Here is a 16410-nt window from a genome sequence, read left to right as displayed (position 1 = left end):
CGTCAGTCGCGCGTCGCTGCCGGGGCGCGTCCGTCAGCGCGAACGCTTCGCGAGGCGCTCCACGTCGAGCAGGATCACGGCGCGCGCCTCCAGACGCAGCCAGCCGCGTTGCGCGAAGTCGGCGAGCGCCTTGTTGACCGTCTCGCGGGAGGCGCCGACCAGCTGGGCCAGCTCCTCCTGGGTCAGGTCGTGGACGACGTGGATGCCCTCTTCCGACTGCACGCCGAAGCGGCGGGACAGGTCGAGGAGCGCCCGGGCAACGCGGCCCGGCACGTCGGAGAAGACCAGGTCGGACATCTGGTCGTTGGTCTTGCGCAGCCGACGGGCAACGGCGCGCAGCAGTGCGGTGGCCACCTCCGGCCGGGCGTTCAGCCAGGGCTGCAGATCGCCGTGGCCGAGGCCGAGGAGCTTGACCTCGGTCAGGGCGCTGGCGGTCGCGGTACGCGGACCCGGGTCGAAGAGCGAGAGCTCACCGATCAGCTCGCCCGGACCGAGGACGGCGAGCATGTTCTCGCGGCCGTCGGGGGACGTGCGGTGGAGCTTCACCTTGCCTTCGGTGACCACGTAGAGGCGGTCGCCGGGGTCGCCCTCGTGGAAGAGCGCGTCGCCGCGGGCGAGCGTCACTTCACTCATCGAGGCGCGGAGCTCCGCGGCCTGCTCGTCATCGAGCGCCGCGAAGAGCGGGGCGCGCCGCAGAACGTCGTCCACGTGTTCTCTCCTTGTCGACCTGCTCAGGGGACCGTGGCCCCCATGATGCCGGACCGCGCTGTATCGGACCGAGGCCGCTGCACCGTACAGCACGGGTCGGATCCCCGGCCGCAAAACCGTGCGATCAATCACAACAAGTCTGACGCACTGGAGCGCCTGTTCGTGCGGGAGGTGCCCGATTGGGGCCTGATTACCGGCGACCGGGGCAGATGTCAGTGGTGGCCCGTAGGCTGACCGGGTGTCCATTTCGCCGGTGAGAGCGCAGGCCAAGGGGGCTGGGAGCGTGTCCGGAAAGCAGAATTCCGCTGTGGGCGAACAGTCCTCGCCCAGCCCAAGAAGATCGGGCAAAAAGCCCAAACCGGAATCCCGGCTGGCCATGGTCCGCCGCGCGCGCAGGATCAATCGCGAGCTCGCCGACGTGTATCCGTACGCCCATCCGGAACTGGACTTCACCAACCCCTTCGAGCTGCTCGTCGCCACCGTGCTCTCGGCCCAGACGACGGACCTGAGGGTGAACCAGACCACGCCCGCGCTCTTCGCCAAGTACCCCACGCCCGAGGATCTCGCCGCGGCCAGTCCCGAAGAGGTCGAGGAGCTCATCCGCCCGACCGGGTTCTTCCGCGCCAAGACCAAGTCGATCATGGGCCTCGCAACGGCCCTGCGCGACGACTTCGGCGGCAAGGTCCCCGGGCGCCTCGACGACCTGGTGAAGCTGCCGGGAGTGGGCCGCAAGACGGCGTTCGTGGTCCTCGGCAATGCCTTCGGAGTGCCCGGCATCACCGTCGACACCCATTTCCAGCGCCTGGTGCGCCGCTGGAAGCTGACCGAGCAGGAGGACCCGGTGAAGATCGAGGCGGAGATCGCCGCGATCTTCCCCAAGAGCGACTGGACGATGCTCTCGCACCGGGTGATCTTCCACGGCCGCCGCATGTGCCACGCCCGCAAGCCCGCCTGCGGCGCCTGCCCCATCGCCCACCTGTGCCCGGCCTATGGCGAGGGCGAGACGGACCCGGAGAAGGCGGAGAAGCTGCTCAAGTACGAGAAGGGCGGCCAGCCCGGCCAGCGCCTCAACCCGCCCCCGGACTACCCGGGCAAGCCGGCTCCGGCCCTGGGGGCAACCGGGTGACGGACCTGTCCGGGCAGCCCGTCCCAGGAACGACGGAACGATCCACACGCCCCAAGGCGTTGTGCACGAGGGGGTGCCGATGACGCGCGCTGGAGAAGAGACGTACGAGCCGACGTACGAGCGGTCGTACGACAAGAGCCACGCGACCGGCGACGCGAAGGGCCAGGCGAAGGGCCAGGCGAAGGGCCGCGCCCTTGATGTGGCCGTCACGACCGAGGGCCTGCCCGCATGGCTGGACCCCGTCGTCCACGCCGCCGACACCGTCGAGCCCGAGCAGCTCAGCCGCTTCCTGCCGCCGGAGAGCGGCAGCGGGCGGCAGTCCGCCGTCCTGATCCTGTTCGGCGAGGGCTCCCGGGGCCCCGAACTGCTCCTCATGGAGCGCGCCGGCAGCCTTCGCTCCCACCCGGGGCAGCCCTCCTTCCCGGGCGGTGCGCTCGACCCCGAGGACGGCGATCCGGCCGCCCTCGGACCGCTGCGTGCCGCGCTGCGCGAGGCCGAGGAGGAGACCGGTCTCGACCCGGCCGGTGTGCAGATCTTCGGCGTGCTGCCCAAGCTCTACATCCCCGTGAGCAGTTTCGTCGTCACGCCCGTACTGGGATGGTGGCGCACCCCGAGCCCGGTCGGAGCGGTCGACCCGGCCGAGACCGCGCGGGTCTTCACCGTGCCCGTGGTGGATCTCACGGATCCGGCCAACCGTGCGACCGCCGTGCATCCGAGCGGTCACCACGGCCCTGCCTTTATGGTCGAGGGGGCTCTGGTCTGGGGTTTTACCGCAGGAGTGATCGATCGCATCCTGCATTTCGCCGGATGGGAACGACCATGGGACCGCGCCAAGCAGGTCCCGCTGGACTGGCGCTCATGACAGGCTGTGACCCCAGCCGCTCCAGGCCGACGGAGATTACGGCGACGAATATGCGAGGCAAATGACGGTGAACGTGCTGGACATCCTGTTGCTGGTCGCCGCCGTGTGGTTCGCGATCGTCGGCTACCGCCAGGGCTTCGTCGTCGGCATCCTGTCGGTGATCGGTTTTCTCGGCGGCGGTCTCGTCGCCGTGTATCTGCTGCCCGTGATCTGGGGCCAGCTGACGAACGATTCCGATGTGTCCACGACAGCCGCCGTCGTGGCCGTCGTCATCGTGATCGTCTGCGCCTCGGTGGGACAGGCCTTCACCACCCACCTCGGCAACAAACTGCGCCGCTACATCACCTGGTCGCCCGCCCGAGCGCTCGACGCGACCGGTGGCGCCCTCGTGAACGTCGTCGCGATGCTGCTCGTCGCCTGGCTGATCGGATCAGCACTCGCCGGGACCGCCCTGCCGACGCTCGGCAAGGAGGTCCGCAGCTCCAAGGTGCTGCTCGGGGTCTCCCGCGTGATGCCGAGCCAGGCCGGCACCTGGTTCACGGACTTCTCCTCCGTCCTTGCGCAGAACGGCTTCCCGCAGGTCTTCAGCCCGTTCTCCAACGAGCCGATCACCGAGGTCAAGGCCCCGGACCCGGCGCTCGCCGGCAGCCCGGTGGCCGCGCGTGCCCAGCAGTCCATCGTCAAGGTCGTCGGCACGGCCCAGAGCTGCAGCAAGGTGCTCGAAGGCACCGGATTCGTGTTCGCCGACCGGCGCGTGATGACCAATGCCCATGTCGTCGGCGGCGTCGACGAGCCGACCGTGCAGATCGGCGGGGAGGGCAAGCTGTACGACGCCAAGGTCGTGCTCTACGACTGGCAGCGCGACATCGCCGTCCTGGACGTGCCGGACCTCAAGGCGAAGCCGCTCAGGTTCGCCGACTCCGACGCGCACAGCGGCAACGGCGCGATCGTCGCCGGCTTCCCGGAGAACGGCTCGTACGACGTGCGCTCGGCCCGTGTCCGCGGCCGGATCAACGCCAACGGCCCCGACATCTACCACCGGGGCACCGTGCGCCGCGATGTCTACTCGCTCTTCACGACGGTGCGCCAGGGCAACTCCGGCGGCCCGCTCCTTACGCCCGACGGCAGGGTCTACGGCGTCATCTTCGCCCGGTCGCTGGACGACCCGGACACCGGATACGCACTGTCGGCCGACGAGATCCGCGACGACATCTCGCGCGGGCTCAGCGCCAACCAGCAGATCGACAGCCAGGGGTGCGCGCTGTAGGAGGCCAGGAGGCGCTCGGCCCGGTGGAGTACCCATGGGCATCCCCCGGGTGTGCGTATGGTGTTCCGCGCGTATGCCGTGGCTGCGAGTCGGCCCCGCAGCCTCAGGTCAGCCGCGAGTGTGCCGCAGCCGCGCCGAGACCCAGCGGGCGCGGCGCCTCAGGATGCGGGGGATGCCGATCCCCTGCCCCGGATGCTCATGGCCCTCGATGCGGGGGCCACCCCTCTCCTGGGTGACCGGCCCACTGGCCGAGCGGCGGTTGCTTCCTGCGTCACCGTAGTCGTACGTCCAGCCCATACCCCGACGTGTGCCCGTGCCCCAAGGTCGGTAACCGCCTCGCGTAGGGCCAATTGGCCTATGCGGGAGGCATTTGGCTGTTCGTCGTACAAGCGTTCCCGGGTGCTGGGCGGTGCCGTGCCTGATGGGGAGCCGGACCTACCGGTCGGGCTCCGGGTCCTTCAGCCAGTTGATGAGCTCCGTCGAGAAGGCCACCGGGTCCTCCTCGTGGGGGAAGTGGCCGAGACCGTCGAACAGCCGCCAGCGGTACGGCGCTTCCACATACTCGCCGGACCCCGCCGCGCTGCGTGTCCGCATCGCCGGGTCCAGCGAGCCGTGCAGATGCAGCGTCGGCACCCGCACCGGTCGCTTCATCCGCCGGTTGAACTGGATTCCGTCCGGCCGCGCCATCGAACGGACCATCCACCGGTACGGCTCGATCGAGCAGTGCGCCGTCGAGGGGATGCTCATCGCCCGCCGGTAGACGCCGATGGCGCCCTCCTCGGGCGGTTGCGGCCCTGACCAGTCCTCGATGAGCCTGCCCACCAAGGCCGCGTCGTCGGCCACGAGCTGACGCTCCGGCAGCCACGGCCGCTGGAAGCCCCAGATGTACGATCCGGCGCGGCTCTGCGAGACATCGGAGAGCATGGCCGAACGCCACCGCCGAGGGTGAGGCATCGAGGAGACCGCGAGCCGGCGCACCAGCTTCGGCCGCATCACCGCGGCCGTCCAGGCGAGGTAGCCGCCCAGGTCGTGCCCGACCAGCGCAGCGTCCGGCTCGCCGAGCGAGCGCACCACGCCGGTGATGTCGAGCGCGAGATTCGCGGGATCGTAACCCCGCGGCGTACGGTCGCTGCCGCCCACGCCCCGCAGATCCATCGCGACGGCCCGGAACCCGGCGTCCGCGAGCGCGGTCAGCTGATGGCGCCAGGTCCACCAGAACTGCGGAAAGCCATGGAGCAGCAGAACGAGCGGCCCGTCACCGGCCTCGGCGATATGGAAGCGCGCACCATTGGCGGCCACGTCGCGATGGGTCCAGGGACCGTCGATGCGTACGGGGCTGCCAGTACCGGTATCAGGGGCCGTCATGCAGACGAGCGTGCCACATCCGAGAACCCCGCGGTCGCCACGCCCGCCCGGCGGAAGGCGCCGCGGCGCCCTCGGTGCCGGCTCCGCCCGAGCTCACCGGCCCGGCGGCCGGCCGCTCAGACCGTGACCTTGACTTCCGCCGGCCGGGTGTGCGGCTTGACGCCCTGGAGTACGGCAGCCGTCTGCTTGGCCGAAGCGATGGACTTCTCCGGCGGCTTCACCTTCTTGAACTTGGCGACGGCGAGCAGCGCCAGCAGCCCCGCGAGCAGCAGAAACGCCACGCCCACGATCAGGAACGACCAAGCGAGGCCGAGCCCCAGATTGTGGATGCCGTACGCCGCCGCGAAACTCAGCACCGGCAGCGAGAAGAGCGCGAACACTCCCGCGATGATGATGGCCGCTCCGCCAATCGCGCCGCGCTTGACGTCCTGCCGCAACTCGGCCTTGGCCAGCGCGATCTCGTCGTGCACGAGCGCGGACATCTCGGCGGTCGCCGAGGCGACCAGCTGGCCGAGACTGCGGTCGGCGCCGACGGCGTTCGCCGTGCTGTTGCCGGGGTCGCTCATCGCTGGACTCCCTCTCCTCATCAACGGATCCGATGTCAGATCATGCCGGACTGCCGAACATTCTGCTGCGCCTGGGGTTCCGTGGGGCTTGGCGGGGCGTGAGCCGGCGTATCAAGGCTTCACAGACCACGCAGTGGACGGAGTGGGGGTGCCTGCCCGCCGCCGGGACCCGCGCATCCGGTCCGTTCCCACACCCGCGCTGTCTTCACGGAGGTCGTTTCGCGGTGGGGGCCACTCTCCGGGCCCCGGCAGTCCCTCCGTTGCGGCAGTTCACTCCGGACGGTCGCCGCCGTCGCGCGACGCCCCCGCCAGTTCGGCCCGGCGGCGGTGCTCCGCGGCCTTCTCCTCGTAGATCGCCGCCATCCTCAGGTGATACTGCGGATTGTCCTGCTCGTAGATGTCGGGGATGCCGTCCTGGTCCTCGTCGCGCTCCTCCTCCTCGCACATCGCCCGGTACTTCCGTACCCGCAGCTTGAGCAGAAACCCCGCGAAGACCGCGGCGATCAGTGAGCCGATCAGGACCGCGGCCTTGACCTCGTCGGTCAGTGCGGCGTTGCCGGCGAAGGCGAGTTCGCCGATGAGCAGCGAGACGGTGAAGCCGATTCCGGCGAGCGCGGCGACGGCGAAGACGTCCGGCCAGGTCAGGTCCTCATTGAGCTCGGCGCGGGTGAAACGCGCCGCGAGCCAGGTGCCGCCGAAGATGCCGAACGTCTTGCCGACGACGAGGCCGAGGACGACGCCGAGCGTCTCGGGCCGGGTGAACACGTCGGTGAGAGAATTGCCGGAGACCGTGACACCCGCCGAGAACAGCGCGAACAGCGGTACGGCGAGTCCCGCCGACAGGGGCCGTACCAGGTGTTCGATGTGCTCTCCCGGGGACTGCTCCTCGCCCTCGCGGCGGGTGCAGCGCAGCATCAGGCCCATGGCGACACCGGCGATCGTGGCGTGGATGCCGCTGTTGTACATCAGTCCCCAGATCACCAGCGCCAGCGGCACATACACGTACCAGCCGCGTACGCCCTTGTGCAGCAGCAGCCAGAAGACGCCGAGCCCGACGACGGAGCCGCCCAGGGCCGCGAAGTTCAGGTCGCTGGTGAAGAAGACCGCGATGATCAGAATCGCGAACAGGTCGTCGACGACGGCGAGCGTGAGCAGGAACGCGCGCAGTGCCGAGGGCAGGGCGGTGCCGATGACCGCAAGGACGGCGAGCGCGAAGGCGATGTCGGTGGCTGTCGGAACGGCCCAGCCGGCCGTGGAACCGCCGCCGACGATCACGACAGCGAGATAGATGAGCGCCGGCACGGCCATGCCGCAGATCGCGGCGATCACCGGCAGCGCGGCGGCCTTCGGGTCGCGCAGTTCACCGGCCACCAGCTCACGCTTGAGCTCGATACCGGCGACGAAGAAGAAGATGGCGAGCAGTCCGTCGGCGGCCCAGTGCTGGATCGAGAGGTCCAGACCGAGGGCGGAGGGGCCTATGTGGAAGTCGCTCACTGCCTCGTAGCTGCTGCCCAGAGGGGTGTTCGCCCAGAGGAGGGCGGTGACGGTGGCGGCGAGAAGAAGGACGCCGCCGACGGTCTCGGCGCGCAGCGCCTCCACCACGAATGTTCGCTCGGGCAGGGAAAGACGTCCGAGGAACTTACGGGGGGTGGGGCTGGGCGCGGCCACGTCGGGGGACCTCCGGTCGGGTAGGCAGGACTGAGCACATGCCGACCAGACTTCCCGGCGCACCTAGGTTTCTTGTCGCGTCACTGACGCGGTCATGAGCTTACCCAAGCGCGCAAGGGTGCATCCGGTGAGCTTCACTTTAGGTGCATAAGGGGCACCCGGCTCGCTGTTGCCGGGTGCCCCTTCGAAGACGCGTCAGTGCCCCTTCGGATGCCGTGCGGATGCTGCTGTACGGCCGCTACGTGCTGGTTTCCGCAGCCTTTCCGGGCTCAGTCCTCGCTTGCCGCGGTGGGGAGCTGGGTCTGGATGAGGTCCATGACGGAGGAGTCGGTGAGGGTGGTGACGTCGCCGAGCTGGCGGTTTTCGGCGACATCGCGGAGGAGGCGTCGCATGATCTTGCCGGAGCGGGTCTTGGGGAGCTCGGCGACGGGGAGGATCCGCTGGGGCTTGGCGATCGGTCCGAGGACGGAGCCGACGTGGCTGCGGAGCTCGTTGACGAGGCCCTCATCGACGCTGGCGGAGCCGCGGAGGATGACGAAGGCGACGATGGCCTGGCCGGTGGTGGGGTCGGTGGCGCCGACGACGGCGGCTTCGGCCACGGACGGGTGGGAGACGAGGGCGGATTCGACTTCGGTGGTGGAGATGTTGTGGCCGGAGACGAGCATGACGTCGTCGACGCGGCCGAGGAGCCAGATGTCGCCGTCGTCGTCCTTCTTGGCGCCGTCGCCGGCGAAGTACTTGCCTTTGAAGCGGGACCAGTAGGTGTCGATGTAGCGCTGGTCGTCGCCCCAGATGGTGCGGAGCATGGAGGGCCAGGGCTGGGTGAGGACGAGGTAGCCGCCGCCGCCGTCGGGGACTTCGTGTGCTTCGTCGTCGACGACGGTGGCGCAGATGCCGGGCAGGGCGCGTTGGGCGGAGCCGGGTTTGGTGGCGGTGACGCCGGGGAGGGGGGAGATCATCATGGCGCCGGTCTCGGTCTGCCACCAGGTGTCGACGATGGGGGTCTTGCCGGCGCCGATGTGTTCGCGGTACCAGATCCAGGCTTCGGGGTTGATGGGTTCGCCGACCGAGCCGAGGATGCGCAGGCTGGTCAGGTCGAACGCGGCGGGGATGTCGTCGCCCCACTTCATGAAGGTGCGGATCGCGGTGGGTGCGGTGTAGAGGATGGTGACGGCGTACTTCTGGATGATTTCCCAGAACCGGCCCTGGTGGGGGGTGTCGGGGGTGCCCTCGTACATGACCTGGGTGGCGCCGTTGGCGAGGGGGCCGTAGACGATGTAGGAGTGTCCGGTGACCCAGCCGATGTCGGCGGTGCACCAGTAGACGTCGGTGTCGGGTTTGAGGTCGAAGACGGCGTGGTGGGTGTAGGCCGCCTGGGTGAGGTAGCCGCCGGAGGTGTGCAGGATGCCCTTCGGCTTTCCGGTGGTGCCGGAGGTGTAGAGGATGAACAGCGGGTGCTCGGCCCCGAACGCCTGCGGGGTGTGCTCGGCGGACTGGCCGGCGACGATGTCGTGCCACCACACGTCCCGGCCGTCGTCCCAGGTGACGTCCTGGCCGGTGCGGCGGACGACCAGGACGTGTTCGACCTGGGGGCATTTGGTGACGGCTTCGTCGATGGCGGGCTTGAGGGCGGACGGCTTGCCGCGGCGGTAGCCGCCGTCGGCGGTGATGACCAGCCTGGCGTCGGCGTCCTGGATACGGGAGGCGACCGCGTCCGCGGAGAACCCGCCGAACACCACCGAGTGCGCGGCACCGATCCGGGCACACGCCAGCATCGCGACGGCCGCCTCGGGAATCATCGGCAGATACACCGCCACCCGGTCACCCGCACCGATACCGAGCTCGGTCAGCGCGTTCGCCGCCCGGCACACCTCGTCCTTCAGCTGCGCGTAGGTCAGCGAGCGGCTGTCGCCCGGCTCACCCTCGAAATGGATCGCCACCCGGTCACCGTGACCCGCCTCCACATGACGGTCCACACAGTTGTACGCGACATTCAAAGTGCCGTCGGCGAACCACTTCGCGAACGGCGGATTACTCCAGTCAAGAGTCTCCACCGGCTCACTCACCCAGCTCAGCCGCCGCGCCTGCTCCGCCCAGAAGCCAAGCCGGTCCGCCTCAGCCTGCTCATACGCCTCCGCCGTCACATTGGCGCTCGCGGCCAGCTCCGCCGGCGGAACAAACCGCCGCTCCTCCTTGAGCAGGTTGGCCAGGCTCTCGTTACTCACGACATCTCCCTTTCCCAGGGCGTCCTATGTGCCTATGTGTCCCAGGCCATAGCTCATCAGCCAGAGGACCGGGTGACAAGAGTCAGCCGGAAATTGGTTTAGACCTATGGCCTGGGCGACAAGTGTCGCATGGGTGGCCCCTCGTCCCCGGGCGGTGGGGAAGAGGGGCCACCCGTTCTCACGGACGGGGCGCGTGGCTGGTTCAGGCCCGCGACTTCTCCAGACCCGAAAGGGTGGGTGACACCCGGTCGAAGACCTCGTCGATCTCGTGCTCGTCGCTGTTCGCCAGGAGATACGCCTGGGCCTCGCCGACATGGAAGTACATGCCGTGCAGCTCCAACGTGCCCTCGGCGAGCCTTCGCGCCACCGACTCATGGGCGCGCAGATGCTCCAACTGCTGGACCACATTGGTCAGACACAACTGCTCCACGGCATCGGCAGGCAGCCGCCCCGAGATCCTTGCCCATGCGCGGTGCCGGTTCCTCATCCGCTCCAGGCTCGGCCGCCCGTGCCGCAGCCAGCGCCGTAGCGGAGTCCCGAAGTCTCCGGCGGGGCCGTTGAGCAGGGCCTGCATGGCCCCGCAGCCGGAGTGGCCGCAGACGGTGATGGAGTCGACCTCGAGCACATCGACGGCGTACTCGATCGCGGCGGCCACCGAATCATCACTGCTCTCCGCGCCGGGCAGCGGCACCAGATTCCCCACGTTCCTCACGGTGAAGAGATCGCCCGGTCCGCTTGCCGTGATCATGCTCGTCACGAGGCGGGAATCGGCGCAGGTGAGGAAGAGCTGCGAGGGCCGCTGCCCCTCGCGCGCCAGCCGCGCCAGCTCGTCCCGCACGAGCGGGGCGGTATTGCGCTGGAACGAGCTGAGCCCGCTGGCCAGTTGATGCTTGTGCATCCGGCGGGGGCGCTCGTCGCAGTGATGGTTGCGCCACGGCGTCCAGGGACGGCAGCAGCCGTGCGTCTCCGACGCGGGCTCGTTGACGCGTCCCCCGGCGCGTCCCGTGAACTCCACGCTCCCGCCCTGGGCGAGATGTGAGTTCTGCCAGCCGTGCAGCGCTTCAAAGGCAGCGTGATCCATGAACGATCCGTCCAGTTCGATGACACAGTCAGCACCTTGGGGCATCTGCCCCAGCGTCCGGCTCAGCCGCGGTACGGCGAGGAAGGTCAACTGGCCGCGCACCCGCACCCGGTGGACCCCCTCCCGCTCCTCCGTGGTGATCCGGGTCCGGGTCAGCCGGTGCAGGGCGACGACGACCGCCACCGCAACGCCGATGACCACGCCTTCCAGCACGCCGGTGAGCACGACCGAAGCGAGCGTCACCGCGTACACCAGCATTTCTCTGTTCCGCCGCACGCTGCGCAGATGCGTGAGGCTGACCATCTGCACGCCGACCACCATCACCAGCGCGGCGAGTGCGCCGAGCGGGATCAGATCGAGCAGCGGCACCAGAAGCAGTGCGGCCAGCACGATCCACAGGCCGTGCAGCATCGTGGAGTGACGGCTCACCCCGCCCGCCGAGACATTGGCCGCGCTCCGCACGGCGACCCCGGCGACCGGCAGCCCGCCGAGCGCGCCCGAGACGACATTCGCCGCGCCCTGCCCGGCCAGCTCGCGGTCGAGTCGGGAGCGATGGACCAGTGGCCTCTCCGTACGAGCGGCCGCCAGCTTGTCCACGGCGACCGCCGAAAGCAGTGACTGCACGCTGGCGACGAGCGTGACGGTGAGAACGGCGGCGAGGATGCCGAGTACCGGACCCTCCGGCAGTCCGGGCAGGGCGTGGCTGCGCCAGGAGGGCAGATCGACGCGGGGCAGGCTCAGCCCGGCGAACGAGGCCAGCGCGGTCGTCCCTGCTACTGCGGCCAGGGCTGCCGGCACCCTCCGTACCATCCGGCCCGCGCGCCCGGGGATGCGCGGCCACAGCAGGAGTACGGCGATGGTCAGGGCGCTGGCGGAGGCCGCGGCCGGATGGAGACCGGCCAACTGGGCGGGCAGGGACAGGACGTTGTCCGCGGCGGAACTCTGGGGGGTGCCGCCGAGGACGATATGGAGTTGGGCCAGCGCGATCGTGACGCCGATACCGGCGATCATGCCGTGCACGACGGCCGGGCTGACGGCGAGAGCCGAGCGGGCCACCCGCAGCGCGGCCAGTCCGAGTTGGGCGAGCCCGGCGAGGACGGTGACAGCGCAGGTGGCTCGCCACCCGTACTGCTGGATGAGGTCGGCGGTGACGACGGTAAGCCCGGCTGCGGGGCCGCTGACCTGCAGCGGTGACCCGCCGAGCCGACCGGCGACGATGCCGCCGACGGCGGCGGCCACCAGACCGGCCTGGAGTGGAGCACCGGTGGCCAGTGCGATGCCGAGGGAGAGCGGCAGCGCGATCAGGAAGACGGAGAGCGAGGCGGACAGATCGGCGCCCGCGATGCGGAAGCGACGGGGTTCGTGCTCGGTGGACGGTGGCGGACTGTGGGGGCGCTGGAAACGCGAGGTCACAAGCGCGTCGGCCGGAGGCACCCCGGCTGGCGCACCGACCGGGTCCTGCCTCTGGGGCTGCTGGGAGTGGCCGGTTCTCGGGGACGTCCGGGATTTCCGGAACATCTGGGTCTTGCGTGGCTTGGTGGTCTTGCTCGTTCTGCTCGTCTTGCGGGAGGGGTCTTCGGTGCGGGTGGGGACGCAGGCAGACATGGTTCCCGTCTCCTCCGGGGCAGCGCGGTCGCGGAATGTGGGGACGCGGCCGTGGGTCACGGCGTGCAGCGGCGGGATACTCAACTCTCGGTAAATGGATCGTAATGCAGAGTAAAGACTGCGGCATGATTTTCGGGGCAAATGGGGCAGATGTTCACCCATTCAAGTGATTAATCCTTTAAGTGCGGCTCGTCGCACCTTCCCTCTCGTGACTGCGATGCGAATTTGACGGCGCTGTAGGCATTTCGTCATACAAGCATTCAAGTCATACGAAAGAGGGTGGGCGGATGAAGGCCGCCACGAGGAGGGTCGCCGTCGGCGCAGTCGCCACGGCGCTGATCGCAGGACTCGCCGGCTGTTCCGGTTCGTACGACTCGGCGGATCTCAAGAAGGGTGCCCCCGGAGCGAAGAAGGGCGTCACGGCTCCCAAGAGCGCGGTACGTCTCATCGGCGACGGCTCGACCGCGTTCACCGGCGTCCAGCCGGGGCTGCTCAAACCGGAGCGTCTGAAGCCGGGCCAACAGCCGCCGCAGTTCGTGGTGTTCTCGTGGGACGGCGCCGGCGAGGACAGCCAGAAACTCTTCTCCCACTTCCGCAGGGTGGGCAAGAAGTACAACGCGACGATGACGTACTTCCTCAGCGGCGTGTATCTGCTCCCCGAGGCGAAGGCGAACCTCTACCTCCCGCCCCAACACACGGCAGGCCGCTCCGACATCGGCTTCAACGACACCCAGGGAATCAGGGACACCGTGCGTGAGCTGCGCGGCGCCTGGCAAGAGGGCAACGAGGTCGGCACCCACTTCAACGGGCACTTCTGCGGACCCGACGGCGGCGTCGGCACGTGGTCCGTGGCCGAGTGGAAGAGTGAGATCAGCCAGGCCAAGTCCTTTGTGAAGAACTGGAGGACGAACACGGGCCTGAAGGATGTGCCGCCGCTGCCCTTCGACTACGACAAGGAGCTCATCGGCGCGCGCACCCCGTGCCTGGAGGGACGCCCGAACTTCGTCCGCGCCGCAAGCGAGTTGGGGTTCCGCTACGACACCAGCGGGGTCAACGACCAGGTCTGGCCCAAGCGGGATCTGGGTCTGTGGGACCTCTCGATGCAGTTGGTGCCGGTGCCGGGCCGCGCCTTCGAAACGCTGTCCATGGACTACAACTTCATGGTCAACCAGTCCGGGACGGTCAAGGGCGACCCGTCCGAGCACAGGTACTGGGGCAACCAGATGCGCGACGGCCTGCTGATGGCCTTCGACCGTGCCTACCAGGGCAATCGGGCGCCCCTGATCATCGGCAACCACTTCGAGTCATGGAATGGCGGCACGTACATGCGGGCCGTCGAGCAGACGATCGCGACGGTCTGTGTGAAGCGGGACGTGAAGTGCGTGTCCTTCCGGCAGCTCGCCGACTGGCTGGACGCGCAGGACCCGCAGGTCCTGGAGAAGATGCGTACGCTACGGGTCGGTCAGGCGCCGAAGGACGGCTGGGCGGCCTTCCTCGCCGCCCGGCCGGCGGTCGCGCCGACTTCGCCCGCCGTGGCCGCCGCACCTGGCGGCAACAAAGCCGAAAGGCACTGACGTCGTCCGATCTACGCCCGCCGACCGGGGCGCGGCTTCCTCAGCCGGGGAAGCCGCGCCCCGGTTCGGCTTTCGCCACCGGGCAACCGCGCCCACGGAGCGGCTTCAGCTGGGCTGGGGAACCGCGGCATGCTCTCCCATTACGAAGTCGGGGTCGACCTGAGCCGCCAGGTCGGCGCCTGTCTTCGCGTTCCCCCAGCTCTCGGCGTTCTTGAGGTGGAAATGCACCATCTGCCGCGTGTAGCGCTCCCAGTCACGGAGTCCGTGCGAATCCTCCGCCGCGTTCTGGAGGGCCTGGAGCGACATGCGGTTCTTGGCCTCCAACTGCTCGAAGCGCGGCGGCCGCCCCTTCTCCATGGCCCGGACCCAGTCGGAGTGCCCAAGGGTCACCAGCAGGTCGTCGCCGACCTCCTCGTGCAGGAAGTCGATGTCGTCCTGCCCCTGCACCTTGTTGCCGACCACCTTCAGTGCGATGCCGAAGTCCCGTGCGTACTCCTTGTACTGGCGATACACCGAGACGCCCTTGCGCGTCGGCTCGGCAACCAGAAACGTCATGTCGAAGCGGGTGAACATCCCGGAGGCAAAGGAGTCCGACCCCGCCGTCATGTCGACGACCACATACTCGTCGGGGCCGTCGACCAGGTGGTTGAGGCAGAGCTCGACCGCCCCGACCTTGGAGTGGTAGCAGGACACCCCGAGATCCGACTCGGTGAACGGGCCTGTGGCCATCAGTCGGATGTCGCCGTCGTCGAGTCGCACCGTGCGGGCGCAGGCGTCATAGACCGGGTTGTCTTCATGGACGCGCAGCAGCCGCGAGCCCTCGCCCGGGGGTGTGGTCTTGATCATTGTCTCGGCGGAGACGATCCGGCGGTTCGATCCCCGCAGATAGTTCTTGATCAGCGTCAGATGCGCGCCCATCGCGGGCAGCGCAGCGGCCTCCGCCTCGTCGAGACCGAGCGCGGCACCGAGGTGCTGATTGATGTCGGCGTCCACCGCGACGACGGCGGCTTCATTGGCGGCCAGGTGGCGGATGAAAAGCGAGGACAGCGTCGTCTTCCCGCTGCCGCCCTTCCCTACGAAAGCGATCTTCATGTTCACCTAGAGTAGTGGATCGAACGCATGGTGTGGTCAAGCTGCGTGAAGAAGACCACTCCAAGGTGGGGCGCGCGCGTGGGGCGCGTAGCCTCGCTACCTATGAGTACGAATGCCTCGTCGGTCGATCCCCTCGCCGCGCTTGGCGCCCTGCCGGGCGTCACCGACTCCGTGGACTCCGTACGCAAGGCCGTCGACCGTGTCTATGGCCACCGCGTCATGCGTCGTCGCAGCACCGAGGTCACCTCGGAGGCCGCGTTGCGCGGAGCGCGTGGCTCCGCCGCGTTGTCCGGGGCGGACTGGGCGCTGGAGGAGGTCCGCCGCCGTACGGACTTCGGCAATGAGCCCGAGGCGCGCACAGTCGGCGCGGCCCTGCGGCTGACCGCCGAGGCGGGGCAACTCCTTTCCATCTGGCGGCAGTCGCCGCTGCGTGTGCTGGCGCGACTGCATCTGGTCGCGGCGAGCGGTGCCGGCGACGACGATTCGGTGGGCAGGCCCCGGCTCGCGGGCGAAGGCGTCGATGAGCCTCTGGTCGAGGCGCCGCTTCCGGACGCGCACGAGGTGGCCGGCAGGCTGGACGGGCTCGCCGGACTGATCATCGCGGGCAGCTCGGCCCCGGCCTTGGTGACGGCGGCCGTGGTGCACGGCGAGCTGTTGGCGCTGCGTCCGTTCGGCTCGTACAACGGTCTCGTCGCGCGGGCGGCCGAGCGCATTGTGCTGATCGGCAGCGGCCTAGACCCGAAGTCCATCTGCCCTGCGGAGGTCGGGCACTCGGAGCAGGGCCGGGCGGCGTACGTCGCGACCTTCGACGGGTATCTGTCCGGGACGCCTGACGGGATGGCCGCGTGGATCGCGCACTGCGGGCGCGCAGTGGAGCTGGGGGTCAGGGAGTCCACCGCTGTGTGTGAGGCGCTTCAGCGCGGCGCAGCCTGAAACCAGGCCCGATTCCTCGCCCGGAAATTGCTCTGAACAGGGTTGCGGCGGTACCGGAATTGGTACCGCCGCTGGCATGTCCACCGAGTTACCATGCGTCCTCGATATATTGCCCATCAGGTCGGGAACTTCTGCCCGTCACCTGGTGCGGCTGGCCCGTAATCGACGGGTCGACGTCGCGTGGGTACTCAGTTTTCATGCTTCGGTCCGTGGGCCTTAATGCGTTAAAGGTGATCCTCTCGGATGTCCTTGGTCTCGCGGGCCGTTGACTCCTTTGTACTCCTGCGGGCCGTGAAGCGGAACCCCTGGCTGTAGTTCTTTACTTTTAGGTTCAAATA

13 protein-coding genes are annotated in these 16410 nt (G+C 68.8%); 5 read left to right on the top strand and 8 right to left on the bottom strand.

Annotated elements, in window-relative coordinates; genetic code table 11:
* Positions 1 to 33: 33 nt before the first annotated feature.
* Entirely contained in the window at positions 34 to 708 is a 675-nt protein-coding gene (locus OG293_RS16090; RefSeq protein ID WP_108150862.1) for a Crp/Fnr family transcriptional regulator, read from the bottom strand.
* A 283-nt stretch (positions 709 to 991) separates the two neighbouring features.
* Between OG293_RS16090 and nth the strand changes: the two genes are divergently transcribed.
* The 3 genes from nth to OG293_RS16075 all read left to right on the top strand — a co-directional run bounded on the left by nth (position 992) and on the right by OG293_RS16075 (position 3963).
* Positions 992 to 1834 carry an endonuclease III gene (gene nth / locus OG293_RS16085; RefSeq protein ID WP_405999480.1) on the top strand — a complete coding sequence of 281 codons (843 nt, stop codon included), beginning with the start codon at positions 992 to 994 and terminating at the stop codon, positions 1832 to 1834.
* 79 nt (positions 1835 to 1913) lie between these two features.
* The gene (locus tag OG293_RS16080; protein ID WP_405999479.1) at positions 1914 to 2696 is read left to right on the top strand and encodes an NUDIX hydrolase; all 783 of its coding nucleotides are present in this window, start codon (positions 1914 to 1916) and stop codon (positions 2694 to 2696) included.
* 67 nt (positions 2697 to 2763) lie between these two features.
* Positions 2764 to 3963: a MarP family serine protease gene (locus OG293_RS16075; RefSeq protein ID WP_406003611.1), complete on the top strand. Its 1200-nt coding sequence runs from the start codon at positions 2764 to 2766 to the stop codon at positions 3961 to 3963.
* A gap of 108 nt (positions 3964 to 4071) precedes the next feature.
* On the opposite strand, the gene OG293_RS16070 is transcribed toward OG293_RS16075, so the two are convergent.
* From OG293_RS16070 to OG293_RS16045, 6 genes are all read right to left on the bottom strand, one after another.
* Complete coding sequence (locus OG293_RS16070; RefSeq protein ID WP_405999478.1) at positions 4072 to 4260, bottom strand: hypothetical protein; 189 nt, start codon at positions 4258 to 4260, stop codon at positions 4072 to 4074.
* Positions 4261 to 4398: 138 nt separating this feature from the next.
* Positions 4399 to 5328, bottom strand: a complete 930-nt coding sequence (locus OG293_RS16065; protein WP_405999477.1) for an alpha/beta fold hydrolase — start codon at positions 5326 to 5328, stop codon at positions 4399 to 4401.
* Between the two features lie 116 nt (positions 5329 to 5444).
* Positions 5445 to 5894, bottom strand: coding sequence for a phage holin family protein (locus OG293_RS16060; protein ID WP_405999476.1), 450 nt, complete (start codon positions 5892 to 5894; stop codon positions 5445 to 5447).
* A gap of 270 nt (positions 5895 to 6164) precedes the next feature.
* A complete protein-coding gene (gene nhaA, locus OG293_RS16055; protein WP_405999475.1) occupies positions 6165 to 7562 on the bottom strand; it encodes a Na+/H+ antiporter NhaA in 1398 nt (465 codons plus the stop codon).
* A gap of 269 nt (positions 7563 to 7831) precedes the next feature.
* Complete coding sequence (gene acs, locus OG293_RS16050) at positions 7832 to 9787, bottom strand: acetate--CoA ligase (RefSeq protein WP_405999474.1); 1956 nt, start codon at positions 9785 to 9787, stop codon at positions 7832 to 7834.
* A 202-nt stretch (positions 9788 to 9989) separates the two neighbouring features.
* Complete coding sequence (locus tag OG293_RS16045; protein WP_405999473.1) at positions 9990 to 12473, bottom strand: SulP family inorganic anion transporter; 2484 nt, start codon at positions 12471 to 12473, stop codon at positions 9990 to 9992.
* 287 nt (positions 12474 to 12760) lie between these two features.
* On the opposite strand from OG293_RS16045, the gene OG293_RS16040 reads away from it, so the two are divergent.
* Positions 12761 to 14047 (top strand): hypothetical protein, encoded by a 1287-nt coding sequence (locus OG293_RS16040; RefSeq protein WP_405999472.1) that lies wholly within the window; start codon positions 12761 to 12763, stop codon positions 14045 to 14047.
* A 105-nt stretch (positions 14048 to 14152) separates the two neighbouring features.
* On the opposite strand, the gene OG293_RS16035 is transcribed toward OG293_RS16040, so the two are convergent.
* Positions 14153 to 15139 (bottom strand): ATP-binding protein, encoded by a 987-nt coding sequence (locus tag OG293_RS16035; RefSeq protein ID WP_405999471.1) that lies wholly within the window; start codon positions 15137 to 15139, stop codon positions 14153 to 14155.
* A 102-nt stretch (positions 15140 to 15241) separates the two neighbouring features.
* On the opposite strand from OG293_RS16035, the gene OG293_RS16030 reads away from it, so the two are divergent.
* Positions 15242 to 16072 (top strand): oxidoreductase, encoded by an 831-nt coding sequence (locus OG293_RS16030; RefSeq protein ID WP_405999470.1) that lies wholly within the window; start codon positions 15242 to 15244, stop codon positions 16070 to 16072.
* Positions 16073 to 16410: the final 338 nt, after the last annotated feature.

This window comes from Streptomyces sp. NBC_00829 (genome assembly GCF_045161795.1).
In the GTDB taxonomy this organism is placed as follows: domain Bacteria; phylum Actinomycetota; class Actinomycetes; order Streptomycetales; family Streptomycetaceae; genus Streptomyces.
This window is presented reverse-complemented; position numbering and strand designations above follow the sequence as displayed.

Excerpts from the sequence above, each read along its gene's own strand:
- OG293_RS16080 (WP_405999479.1), top strand. The coding sequence starts at position 1,914 with ATGACGCGCGCTGGAGAAGAGACGTACGAGCCGACGTACGAGCGGTCG.
- OG293_RS16070 (WP_405999478.1), bottom strand. The coding sequence starts at position 4,260 with ATGGGCTGGACGTACGACTACGGTGACGCAGGAAGCAACCGCCGCTCG.
- OG293_RS16065 (WP_405999477.1), bottom strand. The coding sequence starts at position 5,328 with ATGACGGCCCCTGATACCGGTACTGGCAGCCCCGTACGCATCGACGGT.
- OG293_RS16060 (WP_405999476.1), bottom strand. The coding sequence starts at position 5,894 with ATGAGCGACCCCGGCAACAGCACGGCGAACGCCGTCGGCGCCGACCGC.
- OG293_RS16045 (WP_405999473.1), bottom strand. The coding sequence starts at position 12,473 with ATGTCTGCCTGCGTCCCCACCCGCACCGAAGACCCCTCCCGCAAGACG.
- OG293_RS16040 (WP_405999472.1), top strand. The coding sequence starts at position 12,761 with ATGAAGGCCGCCACGAGGAGGGTCGCCGTCGGCGCAGTCGCCACGGCG.
- OG293_RS16035 (WP_405999471.1), bottom strand. The coding sequence starts at position 15,139 with ATGAAGATCGCTTTCGTAGGGAAGGGCGGCAGCGGGAAGACGACGCTG.
- OG293_RS16030 (WP_405999470.1), top strand. The coding sequence starts at position 15,242 with ATGAGTACGAATGCCTCGTCGGTCGATCCCCTCGCCGCGCTTGGCGCC.